The sequence below is a fragment of the Salegentibacter holothuriorum genome (assembly GCF_900168045.1).
GTDB classification, from domain to species: domain Bacteria; phylum Bacteroidota; class Bacteroidia; order Flavobacteriales; family Flavobacteriaceae; genus Salegentibacter; species Salegentibacter holothuriorum.
Genome location: NZ_FUYY01000002.1, coordinates 370,269 through 389,571, shown reverse-complemented (window position 1 = coordinate 389,571; position 19,303 = coordinate 370,269). Strand labels below are relative to the sequence as shown.

The 19,303-nt window shown below is 37.4% G+C and carries 14 protein-coding genes; 10 read left to right on the top strand and 4 right to left on the bottom strand.

The features are described 5' to 3' along the window. The first annotated feature begins 33 nt into the window (after positions 1-33). The 4 genes from B5X51_RS06100 to lpdA all read left to right on the top strand — a co-directional run bounded on the left by B5X51_RS06100 (position 34) and on the right by lpdA (position 6,554). Positions 34-708, top strand: a complete 675-nt coding sequence (locus tag B5X51_RS06100; protein ID WP_079720062.1) for a hypothetical protein — start codon at positions 34-36, stop codon at positions 706-708. 373 nt (positions 709-1,081) lie between these two features. Further along, positions 1,082-3,745 (top strand): pyruvate dehydrogenase (acetyl-transferring), homodimeric type, encoded by a 2,664-nt coding sequence (aceE, locus tag B5X51_RS06095; protein ID WP_079720060.1) that lies wholly within the window; start codon positions 1,082-1,084, stop codon positions 3,743-3,745. A 10-nt stretch (positions 3,746-3,755) separates the two neighbouring features. Further along, positions 3,756-5,132: a 2-oxo acid dehydrogenase subunit E2 gene (locus B5X51_RS06090; RefSeq protein ID WP_079720059.1), complete on the top strand. Its 1,377-nt coding sequence runs from the start codon at positions 3,756-3,758 to the stop codon at positions 5,130-5,132. Positions 5,133-5,150: 18 nt separating this feature from the next. After that, complete coding sequence (gene lpdA, locus B5X51_RS06085) at positions 5,151-6,554, top strand: dihydrolipoyl dehydrogenase (protein WP_079720057.1); 1,404 nt, start codon at positions 5,151-5,153, stop codon at positions 6,552-6,554. A gap of 78 nt (positions 6,555-6,632) precedes the next feature. Here lpdA and B5X51_RS06080 read toward each other — a convergent pair whose 3' ends face one another. Further along, positions 6,633-7,238 carry a DUF998 domain-containing protein gene (locus B5X51_RS06080; protein WP_079720056.1) on the bottom strand — a complete coding sequence of 202 codons (606 nt, stop codon included), beginning with the start codon at positions 7,236-7,238 and terminating at the stop codon, positions 6,633-6,635. A 416-nt stretch (positions 7,239-7,654) separates the two neighbouring features. Between B5X51_RS06080 and B5X51_RS06075 the strand changes: the two genes are divergently transcribed. From B5X51_RS06075 to B5X51_RS06065, 3 genes are all read left to right on the top strand, one after another. Continuing rightward, on the top strand, positions 7,655-7,918 hold the full coding sequence (locus B5X51_RS06075; RefSeq protein ID WP_139374842.1) for a hypothetical protein: 264 nt from the start codon (positions 7,655-7,657) through the stop codon (positions 7,916-7,918). Between the two features lie 106 nt (positions 7,919-8,024). Further along, complete coding sequence (locus tag B5X51_RS06070; protein ID WP_079720052.1) at positions 8,025-10,166, top strand: glycoside hydrolase family 97 protein; 2,142 nt, start codon at positions 8,025-8,027, stop codon at positions 10,164-10,166. Between the two features lie 383 nt (positions 10,167-10,549). After that, the gene (locus B5X51_RS06065; protein WP_079720050.1) at positions 10,550-11,020 is read left to right on the top strand and encodes a hemerythrin domain-containing protein; all 471 of its coding nucleotides are present in this window, start codon (positions 10,550-10,552) and stop codon (positions 11,018-11,020) included. Positions 11,021-11,062: 42 nt separating this feature from the next. Here the strand turns inward: B5X51_RS06065 and B5X51_RS06060 are convergent, their stop codons facing one another. Further along, the gene (locus tag B5X51_RS06060) at positions 11,063-12,292 is read right to left on the bottom strand and encodes a hypothetical protein (RefSeq protein WP_079720048.1); all 1,230 of its coding nucleotides are present in this window, start codon (positions 12,290-12,292) and stop codon (positions 11,063-11,065) included. 545 nt (positions 12,293-12,837) lie between these two features. Here B5X51_RS06060 and sqr point away from each other — a divergent pair. From sqr to B5X51_RS06045, 3 genes are read left to right on the top strand one after another with little or no spacing between them, the layout of a single operon-like run. Beyond that, the gene (gene sqr, locus B5X51_RS06055) at positions 12,838-14,067 is read left to right on the top strand and encodes a type III sulfide quinone reductase, selenoprotein subtype (RefSeq protein WP_079720046.1); all 1,230 of its coding nucleotides are present in this window, start codon (positions 12,838-12,840) and stop codon (positions 14,065-14,067) included. Positions 14,068-14,088: 21 nt separating this feature from the next. Beyond that, positions 14,089-14,397 carry a TusE/DsrC/DsvC family sulfur relay protein gene (locus B5X51_RS06050; RefSeq protein ID WP_079720045.1) on the top strand — a complete coding sequence of 103 codons (309 nt, stop codon included), beginning with the start codon at positions 14,089-14,091 and terminating at the stop codon, positions 14,395-14,397. A gap of 18 nt (positions 14,398-14,415) precedes the next feature. Further along, a complete protein-coding gene (locus B5X51_RS06045; RefSeq protein ID WP_079720043.1) occupies positions 14,416-14,892 on the top strand; it encodes a DsrE/DsrF/DrsH-like family protein in 477 nt (158 codons plus the stop codon). A gap of 103 nt (positions 14,893-14,995) precedes the next feature. Here the strand turns inward: B5X51_RS06045 and B5X51_RS06040 are convergent, their stop codons facing one another. Both B5X51_RS06040 and B5X51_RS06035 read right to left on the bottom strand, forming a co-directional pair. Continuing rightward, complete coding sequence (locus B5X51_RS06040; RefSeq protein ID WP_079720041.1) at positions 14,996-18,586, bottom strand: bifunctional metallophosphoesterase/BamA family protein; 3,591 nt, start codon at positions 18,584-18,586, stop codon at positions 14,996-14,998. 125 nt (positions 18,587-18,711) lie between these two features. Beyond that, positions 18,712-19,161, bottom strand: a complete 450-nt coding sequence (locus tag B5X51_RS06035) for a nucleoside deaminase (RefSeq protein ID WP_079720039.1) — start codon at positions 19,159-19,161, stop codon at positions 18,712-18,714. Between the last annotated feature and the right edge of the window lie 142 nt (positions 19,162-19,303).

The following is a 19,303-nucleotide window of genomic DNA, read 5'->3' as shown; positions in this document are numbered from 1 at the left end:
ATTTACTGTTTGATAACCTAAAAAAATATTAAGATGAAATATATTGTAAGCATATCTAAAGTTAATAATGTAGACGAAATAAGAGAATATTGGAGTAATGAGGATTACATACAATTATTGAAAAAATTTGATTTTCCCGATGCAGAAGATTCCGATCCTGAAAACTTAAGAGAGCTTTTATTTATGGCTATATCAGATTTTGAGCCTTCTGAAGCGGCAAAATTAGTTTTGGAGTATAAACTGGGAGAACAATTATCTGATGGGCAAATTGAGCAGATCTCCAACGATATGTTGATAGATACAGTTTGTGAAGAATACCCTGAAATGGAACTGCAAGCTCCTTTATTCCACGTAAATCAATTACTTTTTAAAGCTTTTAACGGCAAGTTTCCAAGTTCCAGCGCCACAATTATCCATTGTTCAATTACTCCGGCAAATGAAAATGCAGATTCCAGCCTAAGCAAAAAATCGGTGTTGAGGTTGTTGAACGATGGACTCTCAGATAGGAATATTCTTAAAAGATTGTTTGAAGAACAAATGAATAATAATGACGAATTTCCTGAAGCCGAAAATATCATTTGGAACCTGGAAACTTCAGAAAATAATCAGTTCAAAATAATAACTTCCGGGAACCTTATTAAAAAAGAAGAGGTGATAGCTTCAGAATGGGAAAAGGAAATAGAAGACGAGGACGATTCAGATAAATAGCTGAATCAAAAAATTGTAGAGAATATTAAATGCTGTCTGTTATCAGGCAGCATTTTTTTTCTATTTAATCTGGTAAAACTTCCCTTCCAGGTTTTCGGTATTTGAGCTCAATTCTACACTCATTAAACTTTTACGGCTTCTATTCTTTAACATCTGGCTATAATCTTATGTTAATCAATTGATGTTAAGTATGTTATTTTTTAAATTGAAGTCAGCGTAGGTAATAATCAATTATGGACTTATGCGGTAAATGCAAAAGTTTTATTCAAATAGAAACTATTAAACCGAGATGAATTTTATTTGAGTTTATCTTCCTTGTTTAATTACCGCATCAAGGCTTCAGCTGCCTCTTTTTAAATTAATAAGATAACTTATGGCCAATAGTAAGAAAAACAGCACCCAACAGGAAAATCAGGAATGGATAGATTCACTTACCTGGATCATTGAGAATAAATCTACTAAAAGGGCAGGGGAGCTACTGAATATTTTACAGGAAGAAGCCAAAAAACACAATGTTGAGCTTCCGGAGACGCTAACTACGCCTTACCATAATACCATTTCCCATGACAAAGAGGAAGATTATCCCGGCGATTTAGAACTGGAAGAAAAGATCCTGGCTTATATTAGGTGGAACGCCATGGCCATGGTGGTAAAAGCCAATAAAGCTGATGAAGGAATTGGAGGGCATATTTCTACATACGCCTCTATTGCGCAGCTTTGGGAAGTAGGTTTTCATCATTTCTTTAAGATTGAAAATGATGTACAGGACCAGATATATTTCCAGGGTCACGCTTCTCCCGGAATTTATGCGAGAGCTTATATGGAAGGGCGCTTAACGAAAAAGAACCTTGAGAATTTTCGCCACGAAGTACAATCTGAAAAAGGTCTTACTTCTTATCCGCACCCACATTTAATGCCCGATTTTTGGAGCAATCCCACGGTTTCTATGGGTTTAGGTCCCATCCAGGCTATTTATAGGGCTAGATTTAATAAATACCTACTTAACCGCGGACTTATAGACGAAGACAAAAGTATAGTCTGGGCATTTATTGGTGATGGGGAGATGGACGAGGTAGAAGCCCGTGGAGCTATTAGCATCGCATCCAGGGATAAACTGGACAATCTAATTTTTGTAGTAGATTGTAATTTACAACGCTTAGATGGCCCTGTTCGTGGTAATGCCAAGCTTATTCAGGAATTGGAGGGGCTTTTTAAAGGCACGGGATGGAATGTGATTAAACTGCTTTGGGGTAAAGACTGGGACAAACTTATTGAAAAGGATAAAACCGGAAAACTCCTAAAGAAACTAGGCGAACTTACCGATGGGCAACTTCAAAAATACGCCTATAGCGACGGAGAATTTCTGCGGAAAGATTTATTTGAAAGTGATAAAGACCTAAAGAAGTTAGTTGAAGATTATTCCGATGAAGAATTGGAAAACCTGAAACGCGGCGGTCACGATTCAGAAAAAATATACAATGCCTATAAAGTTGCGTTAGAAACAAAAGAAAAACCTAGTATCGTTTTGGCGCAAACCGTTAAAGGTTATGGCCAGGGCAGTGCCGGTGAGGCCAGCAATGTTTCGCATAAAACTAAAAAATTCAATAAAGAACAGCTGGAAGAATTTAGAGACTTTTTTAAGGTGCCGGTTTCAGATAAAGACCTGGAAAAAATTCCATTTATCAAACCAAAGAAAGATAGTGAAGAGTTAAAATACCTTGAGGAAAAGAGAAAAAACCTTGGTGGTTATATTCCGCAGCGAAAAGACAGAAGTTCAAAATTAAAGGCTCCAGACGTAAAAATCTTTGAAAATTTTTTAAATGGATCGGGTGAAGACGAGGTAGCTACTACTATGGCCATGGTTCAAATTTTAGGTAAGCTGATGAAGGATAAAAATTTAGGAAAATTGATTGTTCCAATTATTCCTGATGAATCCCGAACTTTTGGAATGGAATCACTTTTTAGGCAAGCCGGAATATACGCTCCGCACGGACAAAAATATGATCCGGTAGATGAAGATAGTTTGCTCTATTATAAAGAAGCCAAAAATGGGGCTATAATGGAAGAAGGGATTACCGAATCTGGTTGTATGGCCGAGTTTATTGCGGCTGGAACAACTTACTTAACCCATGGCATCAATACCATTCCGTTTTACTTCTTCTATTCCATGTTTGGTTTTCAAAGAACCGGCGATCTAATGTGGGCTGCGGCAGATGCAGGTGCAAAAGGTTTTCTTATGGGTGGTATTTCCGGGAGAACCAGTATTCCCGGGGAAGGTTTGCAACACCAGGACGGACAAAGTCATTTATATGCACTGGCATTTCCTAATTTAAGAGCTTACGATCCCGCTTTTGCCTATGAGCTGGCAGTTATTGTAGAAGAAGGAATTAAGAATATGTATATAGAGAACAAAGACCTGTTTTATTATATCACCATTGGAAACGATACCTATCCTATGCCCGAAATGCCGGAAGATGTGGATAGGGAAGCCATCATTAACGGACTTTATAAATTCAGGAAATCGAAATCACGAAAAAAGACTAAGAAGGCGCATTTATTTGGGAGTGGTGCGATTATGAAGGAGGTGCTGGAAGCTGCGGAAATCCTGGAAGATAAATTTGATGTGGGCGCAGATATTTGGAGTATTACCAGCTATAAAACACTATACGATAATGCTATTGATACCGAACGTAGCAACCGTCTAAAAGCGCAGGTAAACACGGAACAAAATTATATAGAACGACAATTGAAAGATGAAAAAGGCACTTTCGTAGCCGCTTCAGATTATATAAAAGCTCTTCCCGAAAGCCTTGCATCCTATTTTCCCGACGAGCTTATTAGTTTAGGAGCCGATGGTTTTGGTAGAAGTGATAATAGGGAAGCCTTGCGTGGTTTCTTTGAGATCGATGCCTCGCATATTGCTTATGCTGCCTTATATGGCCTTGCTAAACAAAATCAAATTAGCATGGAAGATTTGAAGAAAGCAGCTAAAAAACTGAAAATGGATCCACAGAAGACTAATCCACGAACGGCTTAAAAAAATAATTATGGCAAAAGAGATAAAAGTTCCGCAAATATCAGAAGGCGTAGATACCGCTGTTATTTCTGAAATCCTGGTTTCTAAGGGAGATAAAATTGAAGAAGATCAGTCAGTAATTTCAGTAGAAACAGATAAAGCTACGGCCGAAATTCCAGCTACTGCAGGAGGAACAATTAAGGAGATAAAAGTTAGTGAAGGTGACGAGGTTAGTGTTGGCGATGTGATTATTATCCTGGAAGATAATGGTGACGATTCAGAAGAAAAAGAGGAGGACAAATCAAAAGATAAGGAAGAAGAGACTTCAGAAAATAAAAAAGAAGAAGCTAAAAAAGAGGAAGAGGAACAGGGTTCTAAGGCAAAAGAAAAAGACGAATCCAAGTCTGGTGAAAAAGAAAAAGAGCAGAAAGAAGATGATGATGAGAAAAAAGATGGAGATGCTGAGAAAAAGAAAAGCAAAGGAAGCGAGGCTAAAAAAGATAAAGATACCGATGAAGACTCTTCTAAAGAAGTTTATGCTTCTCCGGGAGTGAGAAGAGTAGCCCGTGAACTTGGGGTGAATATAAAAGAAATAAGTGGTAGCGGCGAAAGTGGAAGAATTACTGAAAAAGACGTTAAAGGATACAAGGAAGGCGGTAGCAAAAAGAGCAGTTCCGGCCAGGCTAAATTACCCGATTTCAGTAAATGGGGAGCGGTAGAAAATAAACCGCTAAATAGTATTAAAAAAACCACGGCTAAGAATGTATTGGCCTCCTGGCAATCTATTCCGCATGTGTTTCAGTTTGGAGAAGCCGATATCTCTGGAGTTGAAACTTATATAGAAGATCATAATGAGAAAGTTGAAAAAGCCGGTGGAAAACTCACGCTCACAGCCATACTTACCAAGATTGTAGCCACAGCCCTGCATAAATTTCCAACATTCAATGCAAGTATAGATATGGATAAGGAAGAAATGATCCTTAAAAAATATGTAAATATCAATATTGCGGTGGCTACAGAAGATGGCCTTTTAGTTCCGGTGATAAAAAATGCAGATCAAAAAAGCATCAAGGATCTATCGGTAGAAATTTCAGAAATAGCAGAGAAAGCACGAGAACAAAAACTATCTAAAGAAGATATGGAAGGAGGCAATTTTTCTATCTCAAATCTTGGCGGTATTGGCGGTACTAATTTTACGCCAATAGTCTACCATCCGCAGGTGGCGATTCTCGGTATTTCACGCGCAACTACCAAACCGGTTTATATAGATGGTAAGTTTGAACCTCGCAGTATACTTCCGCTAAGCTTGTCTTATGATCATCGCTTAATAGATGGCGCCGATGGAGCTGGTTTTATGAATTGGCTGGTAAAAGCACTGGAAGATCCATACGAAGCGCTTTTAGGCTAATCTTAAATCTTAGAAACAATGGCAAATAAAGATAGAAAAGAACTCGTTATTATTGGTGCCGGTCCCGGAGGCTATGCAGCAGCCTTTCACGCAGCAGATCTTGGAATAAAAGTAACGCTTATTGATCCTGAAGTTAATCCCGGCGGAGTTTGTCTTTACCGTGGTTGTATTCCCTCCAAGGCACTTTTACACCTGGCAAAAACCAAAGAAGAGGCTATGCATGCCTCAAAATGGGGGATGAAATTTGAAGAGCCTAAAATAGACATTAAAAGAGTTGCAAGCTGGAAAGAGAAGGTGGTTAAAAAACTAACAGAAGGCTTAGGGCAATTAAGCAAAGCCCGGAATATTGAATATATACAGGGAAAGGCCAAATTTACCGGCAAGAATGAGCTGGAGGTGACCGATAATAAAGGAAAAACTTCTGATTTAAGTTTTGAAAAAGTGATCATTGCCACCGGTTCCTCTGCGGTAGGCTTACCCGAACTGGAGATAGACCATGAGAACATTTGGGACGCTACCGATGCGCTGGAACTTAAGGAAATACCCAAAAAAATGTTAGTCGTTGGGGGTGGTTATATTGGCTTGGAGCTTGGGAGCGTTTATGCCGCTTTGGGAACAAAAGTTTCTATAGCCGAAATGACACCAGGATTTTTACCCGGAACAGATCGGGACCTGGTTAAGGTTTTTGAGAAAAACGAACCCTTTAAAAATGTCTTTTTTGAAACTAAAGTAGAAAAAGTGAAGATTACCAAAAAAGGCGTGAAGGTCTCCTTAAAAGGAAAGAAAGAAGAGCAGAACAAGAAATTTGATTGTGTGTTAGTAGCTGTTGGGAGAAAACCAAACACACAGAATCTGGGTCTGAAAAAACTTGGGATTTCGGCCAATGAAAAAGGTTTCCTGGAAGTAGATAATAAACGCCGAACAAAATTGGAGCATGTTTTTGCGATCGGAGATATCACCGGAGAACCTATGTTGGCACATAAAGCAAGTCATGAAGGCCGAATTGCTGCAGAAGTGACCGCAGGGAAAAAAGGAGCTGGCTATGATCCTAAAGTTATTCCCGCAATTGTATTTACTAATCCTGAGTTGGCTTGGTGTGGTCTCACCGAAGAAGAGGCAAATGAAAAAGATGTAAAAGTTGTAAAATTTCCCTGGTCAGCTTCGGGAAGAGCTGTTGCCATTGGAGAAAATACTGGCTTGACTAAACTTCTAATTGATAAGGAAACTGAGGTAATTCTAGGAGGAGCCGTAGCCGGGAAAAATGCTGGAAGTTTGATTCCAGAGATCGCTTTGGCAATTGAGATGGGCAGCACTGCAAGTGATTTATCGCTAACTATTCATCCGCATCCTACTCTTTCAGAAACTATAATGGAAAGCGCTGAGTTGTTTTACGGCGATGCCACGCATTATAAAAAGTCGTAGTGGTTTGAATTTTGAGAAAAATTCAAAGTAAATATTCTTTAAGTGACTAGCTTTTATTAAAGATTGAACTTATCAGGATTAGGTGTTCTTTGTCTTCTTATAAGAATAGATTAAATTATAAGAAACTGTACCCAGCCAAATCACGATTAAGGTGCATACCAGGCGCTCATAAGCACCGTCTAAAGAATCTGGCATTAGAGGTAAAAGTGGAGCTAGAACAAGCCATAAGCCGGCAATCCAGAAAGAGAATTTTTTTAGGTAAGGTTTTAGCATTTTTAGATCGAAACTTGTTAAGAGAACAACTGCAGGGAAAAGAACTGCCAGGGCATAAACGAGTTTGCGATGTATTTTATGACCAGGTCTTCCGGCGTATTGGTTATGCTCCGCAATCATTATGAGGTCTACACCTATAAGAACCAAAATAACAAGTCCTATAATCCATTTTGTTCCGGAATTCTTCCAGGTATAAAGTCCAATGGCAAGGGCAAAAAAACCAACTGCCAATATATCTATACCCCAGTCCTGAATCCATCCATATTTTCCTATGGCTAGCATGCTAATGGTGTTGCTTATGGGATTGTGTGCTTCGTGTAATGCTATTCCAATAAGATCGGCCGCCAAAACAGCTACACAGCCTAAAACACCAATAACTCCGCATGTTTTATAAATGATTTCTTTACTCAAAGGTGATTTGTTTTAATCCGGAAATTTGGAAAGTGTTTAAATAGGGTGAAGAGTAAAGTTAGCAAATTCTTTGAGATAAAGAGGTGCTTGATGAGAGTTTGAAAACAGGTGATTGCGGATAGAATTATTTTATAAACGATACAACAACATTAAAAACTATCGCATAAAAAAAGGGGGATTGACTTTCATTTCAGAATTGCCCCCTTCATAATCTCGTTTTGTATTTCAAAAATATAAAAGAAGGTAGCTGCTTAGGTTAATTGAAGGTCAAGGAACTACTAAGAATTTATTATGTTAGGAAGGCAATTCTCAACTTAACATTCAATTAAAAATCAGACGTGAAGGCTTAATTTTTAAATAACCTACATCAGAATACTTGGGACTAATTTTGCTGAAAATAATTTTAAAAAAATTTAATGATGAGTTTGAGTGGAAAGAACAATTTAGCATTGGAAACCTTGAAATTTCCAGTTAATTATGATAGTAGAAATCAAACAATTTGGGATGCAAATGGCATGATGGTTTGCGATATTCGTGGCTGGGGCAAAATTCAGTTCATGAGAAAATCTGAAGATCGGCAGGACGCCATAGGTGATTTGATTGCTAATTTGCTAAATAAGTATCACCGAAATAAAAATGCTAAAATAGACGAGGAGCTTTTTAGAATGTTGGCTTCTTAATTCCAGTATTTAATTTTTTATTTTAAGAGTTTCGGGGGGTATTCATTTCCTTGAAATACATAAAGTCTTACTTTTGTACAGTTCCACACATACAAAAGAAGATTTTATGAAAAGTAGATTAATATTAAGCCTAATATGCCTGGTTGTTTTTGGTAGTCTCCAGGCTCAAAGCCTTGAATCTCCTAATGGAGACTTGCAGATGAATTTCTCTCTGCAGGAAGATGGTACTCCGGTTTATAACCTGGAGTTTGAAGGACAAACTATAATAGAAAAGAGTAAGCTTGGCTTAGAGTTAAAAGAAGGGAAACCTTTAACCGCTAACTTTAGCATAGAAAGCACCGAAAAATCTACTTTTAACGAAACCTGGACACCGGTTTGGGGTGAAGAAAGTAAGATTGAAAATCATTATAATGAACTTGTAGTTCACTTGGATCAGGAGGATTCAGAGCGAAAATTGGTTGTACGTTTTCGTTTATTCAATGACGGACTCGGGTTTAGATATGAATTTCCGCAGGAATCCAATCTAGGGCATTTCGTGATCTCAGATGAAAAAACTGAATTTGCCATGACGGGAGATCACACCGCTTTTTGGATCGCCGGTGATTACGATACCCAGGAATACGATTATACCGAAAGTAAACTTTCAGAAATAAGAGGTTTGATGGAAAAGGCGGTAACCGCCAATGTTTCTCAAAAATCATTTTCACCAACCGGTGTACAAACTTCTTTGATGCTTAAAACCGAAGACGGTCTGTATATTAATTTACACGAAGCCGCTTTATTGGATTACCCTGCGATGCACTTAAATCTAGATGACAAAACTATGGTTTTTGAATCCTGGTTAACACCAGATGTTAATGGGGATAAAGCCTTTATGATCGCTCCCGGAAAAACGCCCTGGAGAACTATAATTGTAAGTGAAGAGGCAAAAGATATCCTCGCTTCGAGAATCACTTACAACCTAAATGAACCCAGTAAGATTGAAGATACCTCCTGGATTAAGCCAATGAAATATATGGGCGTTTGGTGGGAAATGATCACGGGAATGAGCTCCTGGGATTATACCGATGAATTTGCTGCAGTAAAACTAGGTGAAACCGATTTTGAAGCCGCTGAACCTAATGGCACCCATGCTGCAACTACAGAAAATGTGAAATATTATATAGATTTTGCTTCAGAACACGGTTTTGACGGGTTACTGGTTGAAGGCTGGAATGTAGGCTGGGAAGATTGGTTTGGAAATTCTAAAGATTATGTCTTTGATTTTGTAACGCCTTATCCAGATTTTGATGTAGATGAGGTTAGAGAGTATGCAAATTCTAAAGGAGTAGAAATGATTATGCACCATGAAACTTCGGCTTCTGTTAGAAACTACGAACGGCATTTAGACACGGCTTACCAATTTATGAAAGCCAATAATTACAATGCGGTTAAAACCGGTTATGTAGGCGATATACTTCCGCGAGGTGAAAATCATTATAGCCAGTGGATTGTAAATCATTATCAATATGCGCTTGAAAAAGCTGCGGAATATGAGATTATGATCAACGCGCACGAAGCTGTTAGACCGACCGGAATCGCCAGAACCTGGCCAAACCTTATCGCAAACGAATCGGCTCGTGGAACCGAATATCAAGCTTTCGGCGGAAGTAAACCAAATCACGTGACCGTTTTACCTTTTACGCGTTTAATTGGCGGTCCAATGGATTACACACCTGGAATTTTTGAAATGGATATTAGTAAACTGAATCCAGAAAATAATTCGCACGTAAATAGCACCCTGGCCAATCAGTTGGCTTTGTATGTAACAATGTATTCGCCTTTACAAATGGCGGCCGATTTGCCTAAGCATTACGAGCAGTTTATGGATGCATTTCAGTTTATAAAAGATGTTGCGATAGATTGGGAAAAAAGTGTTTACCTGGAAGCCGAACCCGGAGATTACATCACTATCGCCCGAAAGGAAAAAGGAGGGAATAACTGGTTTGTAGGTAATGTAAACGGTCTTAGCCCAAGAACTTCAGAAATTGAATTCGATTTCCTCGAAAAAGGGAAAACCTATATCGCAACTGTCTATGCCGATGCTGAAGATGCGCATTATAAAGATAATCCGCAGGCTTATGAGATCAAGAAGTATAGAGTGAACAGTAAGTCTGATCTCTCTCAAAAATCTGCTCCTGGTGGCGGTTACGCGATAAGCATCATGGAAGCTGATAAAGAGGAAGTAAAAGATCTTGAGAAATTGTAAATACAAAAGAGGTATAGTGTATAATGTAGATTGTATACTGTAAATGCTTTAATAACACGAAACCCTCGTCAATTTGGCGGGGGTTTCTTTTTTAAGTTCGTATTGAAGATTTATATAATTTACATCTTGAAGTCTAGGCAATTTTGTAGAAAATACTTCAAAAATTATTCCTGCCTTTTATTTTATGTGGGCTATTTTACTCCCAAACTAAAAGCCCGGGAAATCCTTCCCTATACATTGGTGATGATGGTGGTGGGAACGCTGGTTTATATAACAGGGTTATTATTGGTTTGAGTAATTGAACAAATTGAGAATAACTTGAAAAAATCGATAAAAATCAGCTTAAGATTTCTTATTTTATATAAGAATTAAATATTCTAATTATGGTACCACCAAAAAATAATCCGATAAAAAGGCATAAAGCGATTCAACCTTTAAGTCGTGAGCATCACCAGGGTCTTTTGCTCTGCTGGAAGATCAGGAAAGGTTTTGAAACGGGAGTGGAGCCACGGCGCATTAAGAATTATACCGATTGGTTTTGGAAAAATCAATTACAGGAACATTTTAGCATTGAAGAAAAATATGTTTTTCCGGTTTTGGGCGCTAAGGATGTTTTGGTAAAACAGGCTCTGGAAGAACATGAACATCTTGCCGCGTTATTCTCTCAGGATACCGAGATATCGTTTGCTCTTGAGATGATTAAAAACGATCTGGAAGGCCACATTAGGTTTGAAGAGCGGGTGCTTTTTAATAAAATCCAGGAAAAAGCTTCAGCAGAAGAACTTCAGCATATTCAGCAACACCACGACAAAGAAATCTCCTGTGGGATTTGGGAAGATGAGTTTTGGAAATAAAAATTTCAATCTTCATGAAACGGTTCTAAGTCCATCCAAACATTACGCAGCTTTAGCCAGAGTCTTACTTCCAGTCACTTCCTGTTTTAATCTAAAAACAGTGTCCTTTTCGTAAGCCATAAAATAATAGATCACAAAAAATAAGAAATACATAATCATAGATTTCTGCCTTAAGATGATGCCTAAATTAGACATTACAAAAGTCATTGCAAAAGAGCTGGTGAAAAATAGGATGAGGCTTAGTTTTACATGACTCGGTGCCGTTTTTAGAAATCCGAAGAAACTCTTTTTAAACAATTTGCCAAATAGTAATAAGTAGATTAGGTTCTCTATGGATACGATTACACCAAGAATTCCCGGGGCATCAAAAAATAAGGGTCTAAACCAGAATGTGAAAAATTTCTCTATAATAGAATACTCGGTCATTGGTACTCCCGAAGTAGCATTGTCTAAATCGTTCGCTCTATTTTCTGTAAAAGAAAGAAAATCGGCGATTAAGTTTTGGGAATTTCCAAGGTTCATTACCCCAAGGATTTGTTTGTGAAATAATAATAAAACACCGGTAATAGCACCCACGAAAATGGCTTTTTGTTTTAAGCTTATTTGGTTTCTATTTAAAAATATACTCAACATACCTGCACCCGCTAATAACAAAAACATATGAGGCCTTATTGCGAAAACCAGAAGTGATCCTAAACCTAAGCTAATGAGCCTATTTCTTGGTTCTCTAAGTGCATAAGCAAATAACATTAAACCTAGAAATATAGGCGCTCCTTTCCCTAAAGAGGCGGTCCAGAAATGCATATTTGGCAGAAACAAAATAAGTATCAGGAAATCTATTTTTTTGAATAGTTTAATATTTAGGGCGATGTTTTCTTTGAAGAACAGGTAGGCGTAAACAAAGCCCAGAAAGCCAATCCAGCTAAACAGCAACATCATCATTTCGTAGCTAAACCCGAAATAATTTATAAACGGATAAGATAAGAAATCTATAAAAGAGGTGCCGGTTTCTAAAAAACTGTCCCAGGTTTTACCTTCTTTTCCCGGTACGCTAAAATATCTTTTAGAGTCTGAAGGATTAAAGAAAGCATAAGTGTAATAGATCCCTGCAAAAAGCAAATGGTAATAGAACAACTTGTTCATTAATCCAGCAAAGAAAAAATCGTGCTTTCTGCCTAATTTTTTAAAGATATATTGGTTTAAAAGATGCAAAAATGGAATAAGCATTACCACTTGTAGTAGGTTAAATATAAGGTTGGTATCTGGAGGCATGATTAAATCTATTTTTCTCCTTAAAACCAATATCCTTACCTAAAATGAAATGTGTATAACATAAGGAGAATTTATTTGTGTAATCGTCATTATTACAGTGTTTTGTGAGTTTTATGGTTTTTAAGGAGCCCACGAGTGTTATTGATTTTTTCTGGATTTTTTCCCCAAAACTGTGGAATCTCTCCATTATTGGACTTCTGTAATTGTAAAAACTAAGAATGAAATAAAGAAGCTGTTTTATTAAAGAAACATATATAAACTCTGAAATAGTAAGGATCTAATTTCTGAAAGCAAAAAAACTTAAGTAAAACTGATACTCGTCATATAATGTATTCTTGGTGTAAATAATAAAATATTCAATTAAATACGTTTAAATAAGCAATATTTTGAATAAATAATTAAGTAATATAATTTTTGTTGGTTTTTATATAAAGATATTAACTGTTTTGTTTTAAAAGTGCAAAATAGGCTTATGTAACATTGGTTGCAATTGAAAATCAGGCTCTAAGGTAACTTTGTATATAAGTTATTTAAATCTATAAAAGATGAAAAATTTACTCATACTTGGCGCCGGAACAGCTGGAACAATGATGGCAAATCAACTTCGGTCCAAATTAAAAAAGGAACAGTGGCAGATTACCATCGTAGACCAATACAAAACACATTACTATCAGCCTGGATTTTTATTTCTGCCTTTTGATATTTATACCGAAGAACAGGTGAAAAAAGTAGGAAAAAAGTTTATTCCTAAAGGAGTGAATTATGTTCAAAAGAAAATAGATAGAATTTTTCCGGAAGAAAACAAGGTAAAACTGGAAGACGAAACTATTAGTTATGATATTCTGATAATTGCTACCGGTTCTAAAATTGCCCCCGAAGAAGTGGAAGGTATGAAAGGTGAAAACTGGCACAAAAATGTTTTCGATTTCTATACCTATGAAGGTGCTTTGGCGCTACGAAATAAGCTTAGAGATTGGCAGGGAGGTAAAATGGTGGTTCACCTCACCGAAATGCCTATAAAATGTCCCGTAGCTCCGCTGGAGTTCGCATTTTTAGCAGATTCATATTTTAAGGAAAAAGGAATGCGTGATAAGGTGGAACTCACCTATGTAACTCCGCTTTCAGGAGCCTTTACAAAAGAGAAAAGTGCTGAGACACTTGGATATTTGCTTGAAGAAAAGAAAATAAATCTTGAGATAGATTTCGCTATAGAGAGTGTTGATAATGAAAATAATAAGATTATTGATTACGGCGGAAAGGAAGTGGAATATGATCTCCTGGTAACCATTCCAACCAATATGGGTGACGATGTGATAGAACGCTCTGGGATGGGTGACGACTTAAACTTCGTTCCTACAGATCACCATACACTTCAGTCTAAAGAGCACGAAAATGTTTTTGTAATTGGAGATGCTACCAATGTTCCTGCGTCTAAGGCCGGCTCAGTAGCCCATTTTCAATCAGAAACTCTTACAGATAACATCTTGCTTTATATAGATGGAAAGCCTCTAAAAGAGGAATTTGACGGCCACGCCAATTGCTTTATTGAAACCGGTGATAATAAAGCCCTGTTAATAGATTTTAATTATAAACAGGAACCTGTAGAGGGAACTTTTCCATTTTCAGTATTGGGTCCTTTAAAACTGCTAAAAGAAAGTGTCTTTAATCACTGGGGAAAACTGGCTTTTCGATGGATTTACTGGAATATGCTTTTAAAAGGAATTCCAATTCCATTCGTTGGCCGAAATATGAGTACAAAAGGAAAAAAGCTTTAATAATCAATTAAAATCAATATCATGGAAACTCAAGTAAATACATTAAAAGTAGACAGAAACCACGAAGGATATTTAACCGATTTTTCTCAATGGAATAAAGAAGTGGGGGAGCAAATTGCCAACGAAGAGAAGGTTGAAATGACTCCGCGACATTGGGAAGTTATCAACTGGATTCAGGAACAGGTAAAAGCAGATAAGGCTTTATCTATAAGAGGAATTAAAAAGAGCGGTGTGCTTGATATAAAAGAATTTTATGCTCTCTTTCCGGGAGGACCGTTAAAGATCTCTACAAAGATTGCCGGTGTACCTAAACCTAAAAGCTGTATTTAACCACTAAAACTTATGACGATGAGTACTACAAAAGTCAAAAAGATGCTCTTTATTTTATCGAAGGCTACCATAGAAAATGTTTACGCGGCTTTTATTATGGCTAACGGGGCGAGAATGGAAGGCATTGAAGCAGAAATATTTTTTACTTTTTTTGGTCTGGAGGCCGTACAAAAGAAAAGACTGAATAATCTTCATGTTGCAACAGTTGGTAATCCGGCTATGCATATTCCTACTATGGTGGGCGGCTTGCCGGGTATGGAAGCTATCGCTACCAAAATGATGAAAAAGGAGATGGACAAACTTGATATGCCTCCGGTAGACGAGTTTCTTGAAATTCTCTCGGCTTCAGGGGTGAAATTATGGGGTTGTAAACTGGCGGTTGATATGTTTCACCTGGAAGAAAAAGATTTAATAGAAGATATGGATGGAATCCTGACTATTGGCGATTTTTATAATAGAGCCGATAAGGATGGAACGCAAATGTTATTTGTTTAAAAGAACATGATGTTTGGTTGTTTGTACAGGCAGAGCTTGAATTTCAGCTCTGCCTGTCTTTATTTAAGTGAAATTTTGTTAAAATAACTTCGTCGGTTTTTGGTTAAAATTTGAAACCAAACGTAAAAGTAAACCGGCCTCCATCATCACCATAATAATATCCTGTGTTTGCAGTAAACGCGCTAAAACCACTTATCCAGATAGATCCACCGTAGTTATTTTTCCATTGCTCTGAATTAGAGCTTTCAGCCCATACACGACCGTAATCGAAACCTGCACTCACTCCAATTTGCAAGGGAATGAAATTCGTTTTAAATCGGCTTACACCAACTCTAAGATCGGTAGAATGGTAGAAAGATTGTTTCCCGTTAAAACGCTCCCAACGGTAGGCTCTTAAGTTTTTATTGCCACCCAGTACAGCACCATCATAATATTCATAATTATCACCAATAATAATTTTTCCGCCAATTTTGGTGGCCAGGACAGCAATTCCGCTTTCGTGTAATGGATAATCTATGGCTAGAGACGGACTTATATAGGCGAATTCATTATTGTATTCATCAATATTAGTTTTGTAACCTGTAGTGATATCAGCTTCAAATCCGCGAGAAGGATATGCTGGGTTATCCCTGTTCTCATAATGATAATTTAATTCCCCACCGGCATAAAGTTGCTGATTAAAAAGATCGTTCTCTTCAGAAAAAGCTTCGGCTATAAAACGTTCTTCATCAAAAGATACTTCCTTAGATTGTATCATTGGCTTAACGTAAAAGCTTCCGCCAGATTTTCCTCGCCAAATAAGTGATGGTGCAAATTCCCATTGCTCAATCCTTACACGGTTATAATCACGACCAAAAGTGTCTCGCATATTTTCTGATTCCATGCCTTCACCAAAGTAGTTTAGAGCAAAATTAGGGCTGGTATAGCGGGCATCTATTCCCAGGTTCCAGTTATAAAAAACATGTGCAAACTCACCCCTGTAGCCTACTTCAAATCCATTTGTGGCAAAATAATAAGAAGCATCGAAACTGTGTTGCGTGTTGAAAGGATTATTAGTTAACCCGTAAGTAGTGTAGGTATCTTTTAGCCCGAGAGAAAGTCCTTCATCACCATTATAATCTATGTGAGGCATAATTTTATTTTCGCTTTGTTTGCGCTTATCTGGGTCGTAAGTGTTGATCTCGTAATCGTCTACCAACCATTTTTTAGATTTTGGATTTGTAATGGTGTTTTCCTTGCTTTTGTGATCGTACAATTTAATTTTCCGGGTATTTTCAAAATCGTAAATGTCATTTTCTTCCCCGCCAATAACATTGATTCTAATTGGATTTTCGCCATCACCGGTAGCTTTAAAAGTATCATCGCCATCAAGCCCGTAGATCCAAATCTCATCGGTAGCTTCAGAATTATAGGAATTACTGAAGACTTCTTTTCCATCTTCATTAATCATCTGTATAGCAGTAGTACCGTTTTCTTTTCTTACAATATTAAAAACATCATCTTCCTCGGTTCCGGGTAATACCTGGAATTCCTGGAGATAGTTGTAATACCGCTGAGCTATGTCGCCTAAATTATCTCTTCTGGCTTTAAGGTGTGCTTTAATATCTTCAATGGTTTTATCCTGAACTGCTTCCGGTAAAGCTTTAAAAGCAGTTTCTATTTCTTCGTTGGTAAGCTGAGATTGAATAAAACTCACCTGCTCCTGCCAATCTTCCCAATCTGAATTTTTCAACAATCGCTGGTCTAGAGGATATCCGGAGAGGTTAAACCATTTTACATTATTTACATTATCGTCGTAGGTTTCCATTTTTCTCACTATTGGCAAGCCCAATTTCACTAAATCTGGAATAAAACCATCGTAATTAGGAAATGCGAAATCCCTATCCCTTGGGATAGGTTTGTAAAGTTTGGTGCCATCGTTTTGGGTATGCAAGCCCCATCTCCATTGGTCATAATGCCGATCCCAATCGCCAATTAGCATATCTACTAACCGGTTTTTTATAAATTTATCTTCATCTGCCTTTATATTTTTAGACTCTTTTAATTCTGCTAAAAGATCACGTGTGCTAATGATATCTTCGGGAGCACCAAATTTTTCAAATTCTTTGTTTTCATCACCTACGTGAGCTTCAAGCATATAAAGTTCATTCCCATATTCATCATTATTCAGGCCGAGCGCTTTTTGCTTTGGAATATAGAAAATTTGTGGTTTACCGGCATTTATTTCAAGTAAGTCGTTGATGTGTTTTAGAGAGTAACGAGCATACGGGTGCGCCGTGGTAAAAAGGTCCAGAGCATAGCGTTGTGCCACTGTATTTTCTATATAATCTTTTATATAATGATCTTTTATAGCTGCAGATTGCAGAAAACGGGTAGCGCTTTTTTTAAGTGCGCGTATGGTGAATTCGTTTTTATCGTCTGCAATAAATCGTAGGGAGCGTGATTGCATGCCACCGCCTTCTTTTAGCGGTTCAAGATTTCCGTCTAACGTATCAAGAAATAGCACAGGAGCTTTTATTTTTGTACTGTAAACATCCCTGTAAAAATCTCCAAAAAGTGATTTATACAAGCCAGATTTATCGGTTTGTTCTTCGGTATAAATAGAAGCACTTATGGTGTCCCCAATTTCTTCTTTGGTTTTAAAATCAATTTCATCCCAGTTGGGTTCGTCGCTTTTAATTGTTTTGCTGAAAATTGGATTTTCAGTATTTTCTATGGTGAAGAATTCAACTAGCGTTTGGTTGTTTTTATAGAGTTTTAATTTAACATAACCACTTTTAGTAGTTCCGAAATGTTCATTCTCTTTCCTAATACTTAGTTTTTTAGGTTTTCCGATGCTTCCGCTTATAATTTGTGGAATGCCATCGTCTTCTAAATATTGAAGGTTGTGATCTTTTCCTGAAACAAAAATCACATTATCAAACTGACTCGCCAGGGTTTCTAATCTGCCTCGCAAATATCTATGCTCTTCATTTTGATAATCCTGGGGAGAAAAACCGCCAATCTTTTCGGTAAAAGATCTTTTTGAATTGCTCATTACCGGGTGTTGCATAGAAACCACAATAGTTTTTCCGTGGGCATCTTTAATATCATCTTTAAACTCGGCAAAAAAGCGTTCCCTGGTTTTTATATCACACTTAGCATTCATATTTGGATGTTCGTCCCAGTTTTCTAAATACCATTGGGTGTCTACAGTTACCAGAATTACATCTGGGGAAATTTCTTCACTTTCTATAGGGCAGCCATCATCTGGCCAAACTTCTGTGTTAGACTGGTTATCCTGAAGAAAAGATTCAAGATCGTCTATGGCATTCTGCCCTTGTTTTGTCCATTCATTTTGCCCTGGAGTAAAGACCACAGTGCCATTAAATTCCTGAACGGCATTTAGCAAATTCTTTTGTAAAAATTGTTTTTGGGCCTCACGTTCGGCTTCATTCTTTGGAAACCCTCTGGGCGGAAGAAAATTCCCTGGCACTAAAAGCGTTGCTTCCTCATCTTTTTTTGAAGCTGCTACAATAGCTTTTAGCACTTTTTGACCTTCAACTGTTAGGTCGTTTCCTAGATTACCCGCAACATAAAAAGTATGTTCTAAAGATTTAGGCTCTTCCCTGCCTGGAGTAACCTGTGCAGTTGCTGTTAATCCTGAAAATAAAAAAAGAAATGTTAGTTTAAAAAATGTATTGATATTCCCCATATAGACGTAAAACGAAAATTATTTTTATAGAATCTCAAATTTTTGGAAAAAATGCCATCTAACAATAGCTTTTAACGCATTATAACACTTGGCTTTAGCAAGTCTTTAACGTAAAACCCGATCTTTTAATTTAAGTTTCGTTTTTGAATAAAGAAGCGTTTTAGTAAGTTGGAAGCTTCCTGAGCGAGAATACCAGATTTTACTTCGGTTTTGGGATGAAGTTTTACCCCGTTTTTACGATACCCGCGTTGCTGGTCTTCCGCGGCAAAAATAAGTTTTGAGATCTGGCTCCAGTATAAAGCACCGGCGCACATTTGGCAGGGCTCCAGGCTAACATACATGCTGCAACCTTTTAAATATTTCCCGCCAAGAAAACTTGCTGCAGCGGTTATGGCCTGCATTTCTGCATGAGCGGTAACATCGTTAAGGGTTTCGGTTAGATTATGACCACGCGCAATAATTTGATTGTTAATCACTACCACAACACCTACGGGAATCTCACCTCTTTCAAAAGCTTTTTCGGCTTCTTCCAGGGCTTTTCTCATAAAATATTCATCATTGTAGGGCTCCAGCATTTCTTTTTTTCTTCGGAAAGGTAAAAATTAAAAACTTAATCCAAAAAATGGAATTTTTTTCAGTGTTCAGAATGCAATAATTCAATAGTATTATTGAAAATATTGAAACGTTATCAGGCTAAAATTGATATTTCTAAGCTCA

Bases quoted from the DNA above. Each gene is read 5' to 3' on its own strand.
- B5X51_RS06100 (WP_079720062.1), top strand. From the start codon at position 34: ATGAAATATATTGTAAGCATATCTAAAGTTAATAATGTAGACGAAATA.
- aceE (WP_079720060.1), top strand. From the start codon at position 1,082: ATGGCCAATAGTAAGAAAAACAGCACCCAACAGGAAAATCAGGAATGG.
- B5X51_RS06090 (WP_079720059.1), top strand. From the start codon at position 3,756: ATGGCAAAAGAGATAAAAGTTCCGCAAATATCAGAAGGCGTAGATACC.
- lpdA (WP_079720057.1), top strand. From the start codon at position 5,151: ATGGCAAATAAAGATAGAAAAGAACTCGTTATTATTGGTGCCGGTCCC.
- B5X51_RS06075 (WP_139374842.1), top strand. From the start codon at position 7,655: ATGATGAGTTTGAGTGGAAAGAACAATTTAGCATTGGAAACCTTGAAA.
- B5X51_RS06070 (WP_079720052.1), top strand. From the start codon at position 8,025: ATGAAAAGTAGATTAATATTAAGCCTAATATGCCTGGTTGTTTTTGGT.
- B5X51_RS06065 (WP_079720050.1), top strand. From the start codon at position 10,550: ATGGTACCACCAAAAAATAATCCGATAAAAAGGCATAAAGCGATTCAA.
- B5X51_RS06060 (WP_079720048.1), bottom strand. From the start codon at position 12,292: ATGCCTCCAGATACCAACCTTATATTTAACCTACTACAAGTGGTAATG.
- sqr (WP_079720046.1), top strand. From the start codon at position 12,838: ATGAAAAATTTACTCATACTTGGCGCCGGAACAGCTGGAACAATGATG.
- B5X51_RS06050 (WP_079720045.1), top strand. From the start codon at position 14,089: ATGGAAACTCAAGTAAATACATTAAAAGTAGACAGAAACCACGAAGGA.
- B5X51_RS06045 (WP_079720043.1), top strand. From the start codon at position 14,416: ATGAGTACTACAAAAGTCAAAAAGATGCTCTTTATTTTATCGAAGGCT.
- B5X51_RS06040 (WP_079720041.1), bottom strand. From the start codon at position 18,586: ATGGGGAATATCAATACATTTTTTAAACTAACATTTCTTTTTTTATTT.
- B5X51_RS06035 (WP_079720039.1), bottom strand. From the start codon at position 19,161: ATGCTGGAGCCCTACAATGATGAATATTTTATGAGAAAAGCCCTGGAA.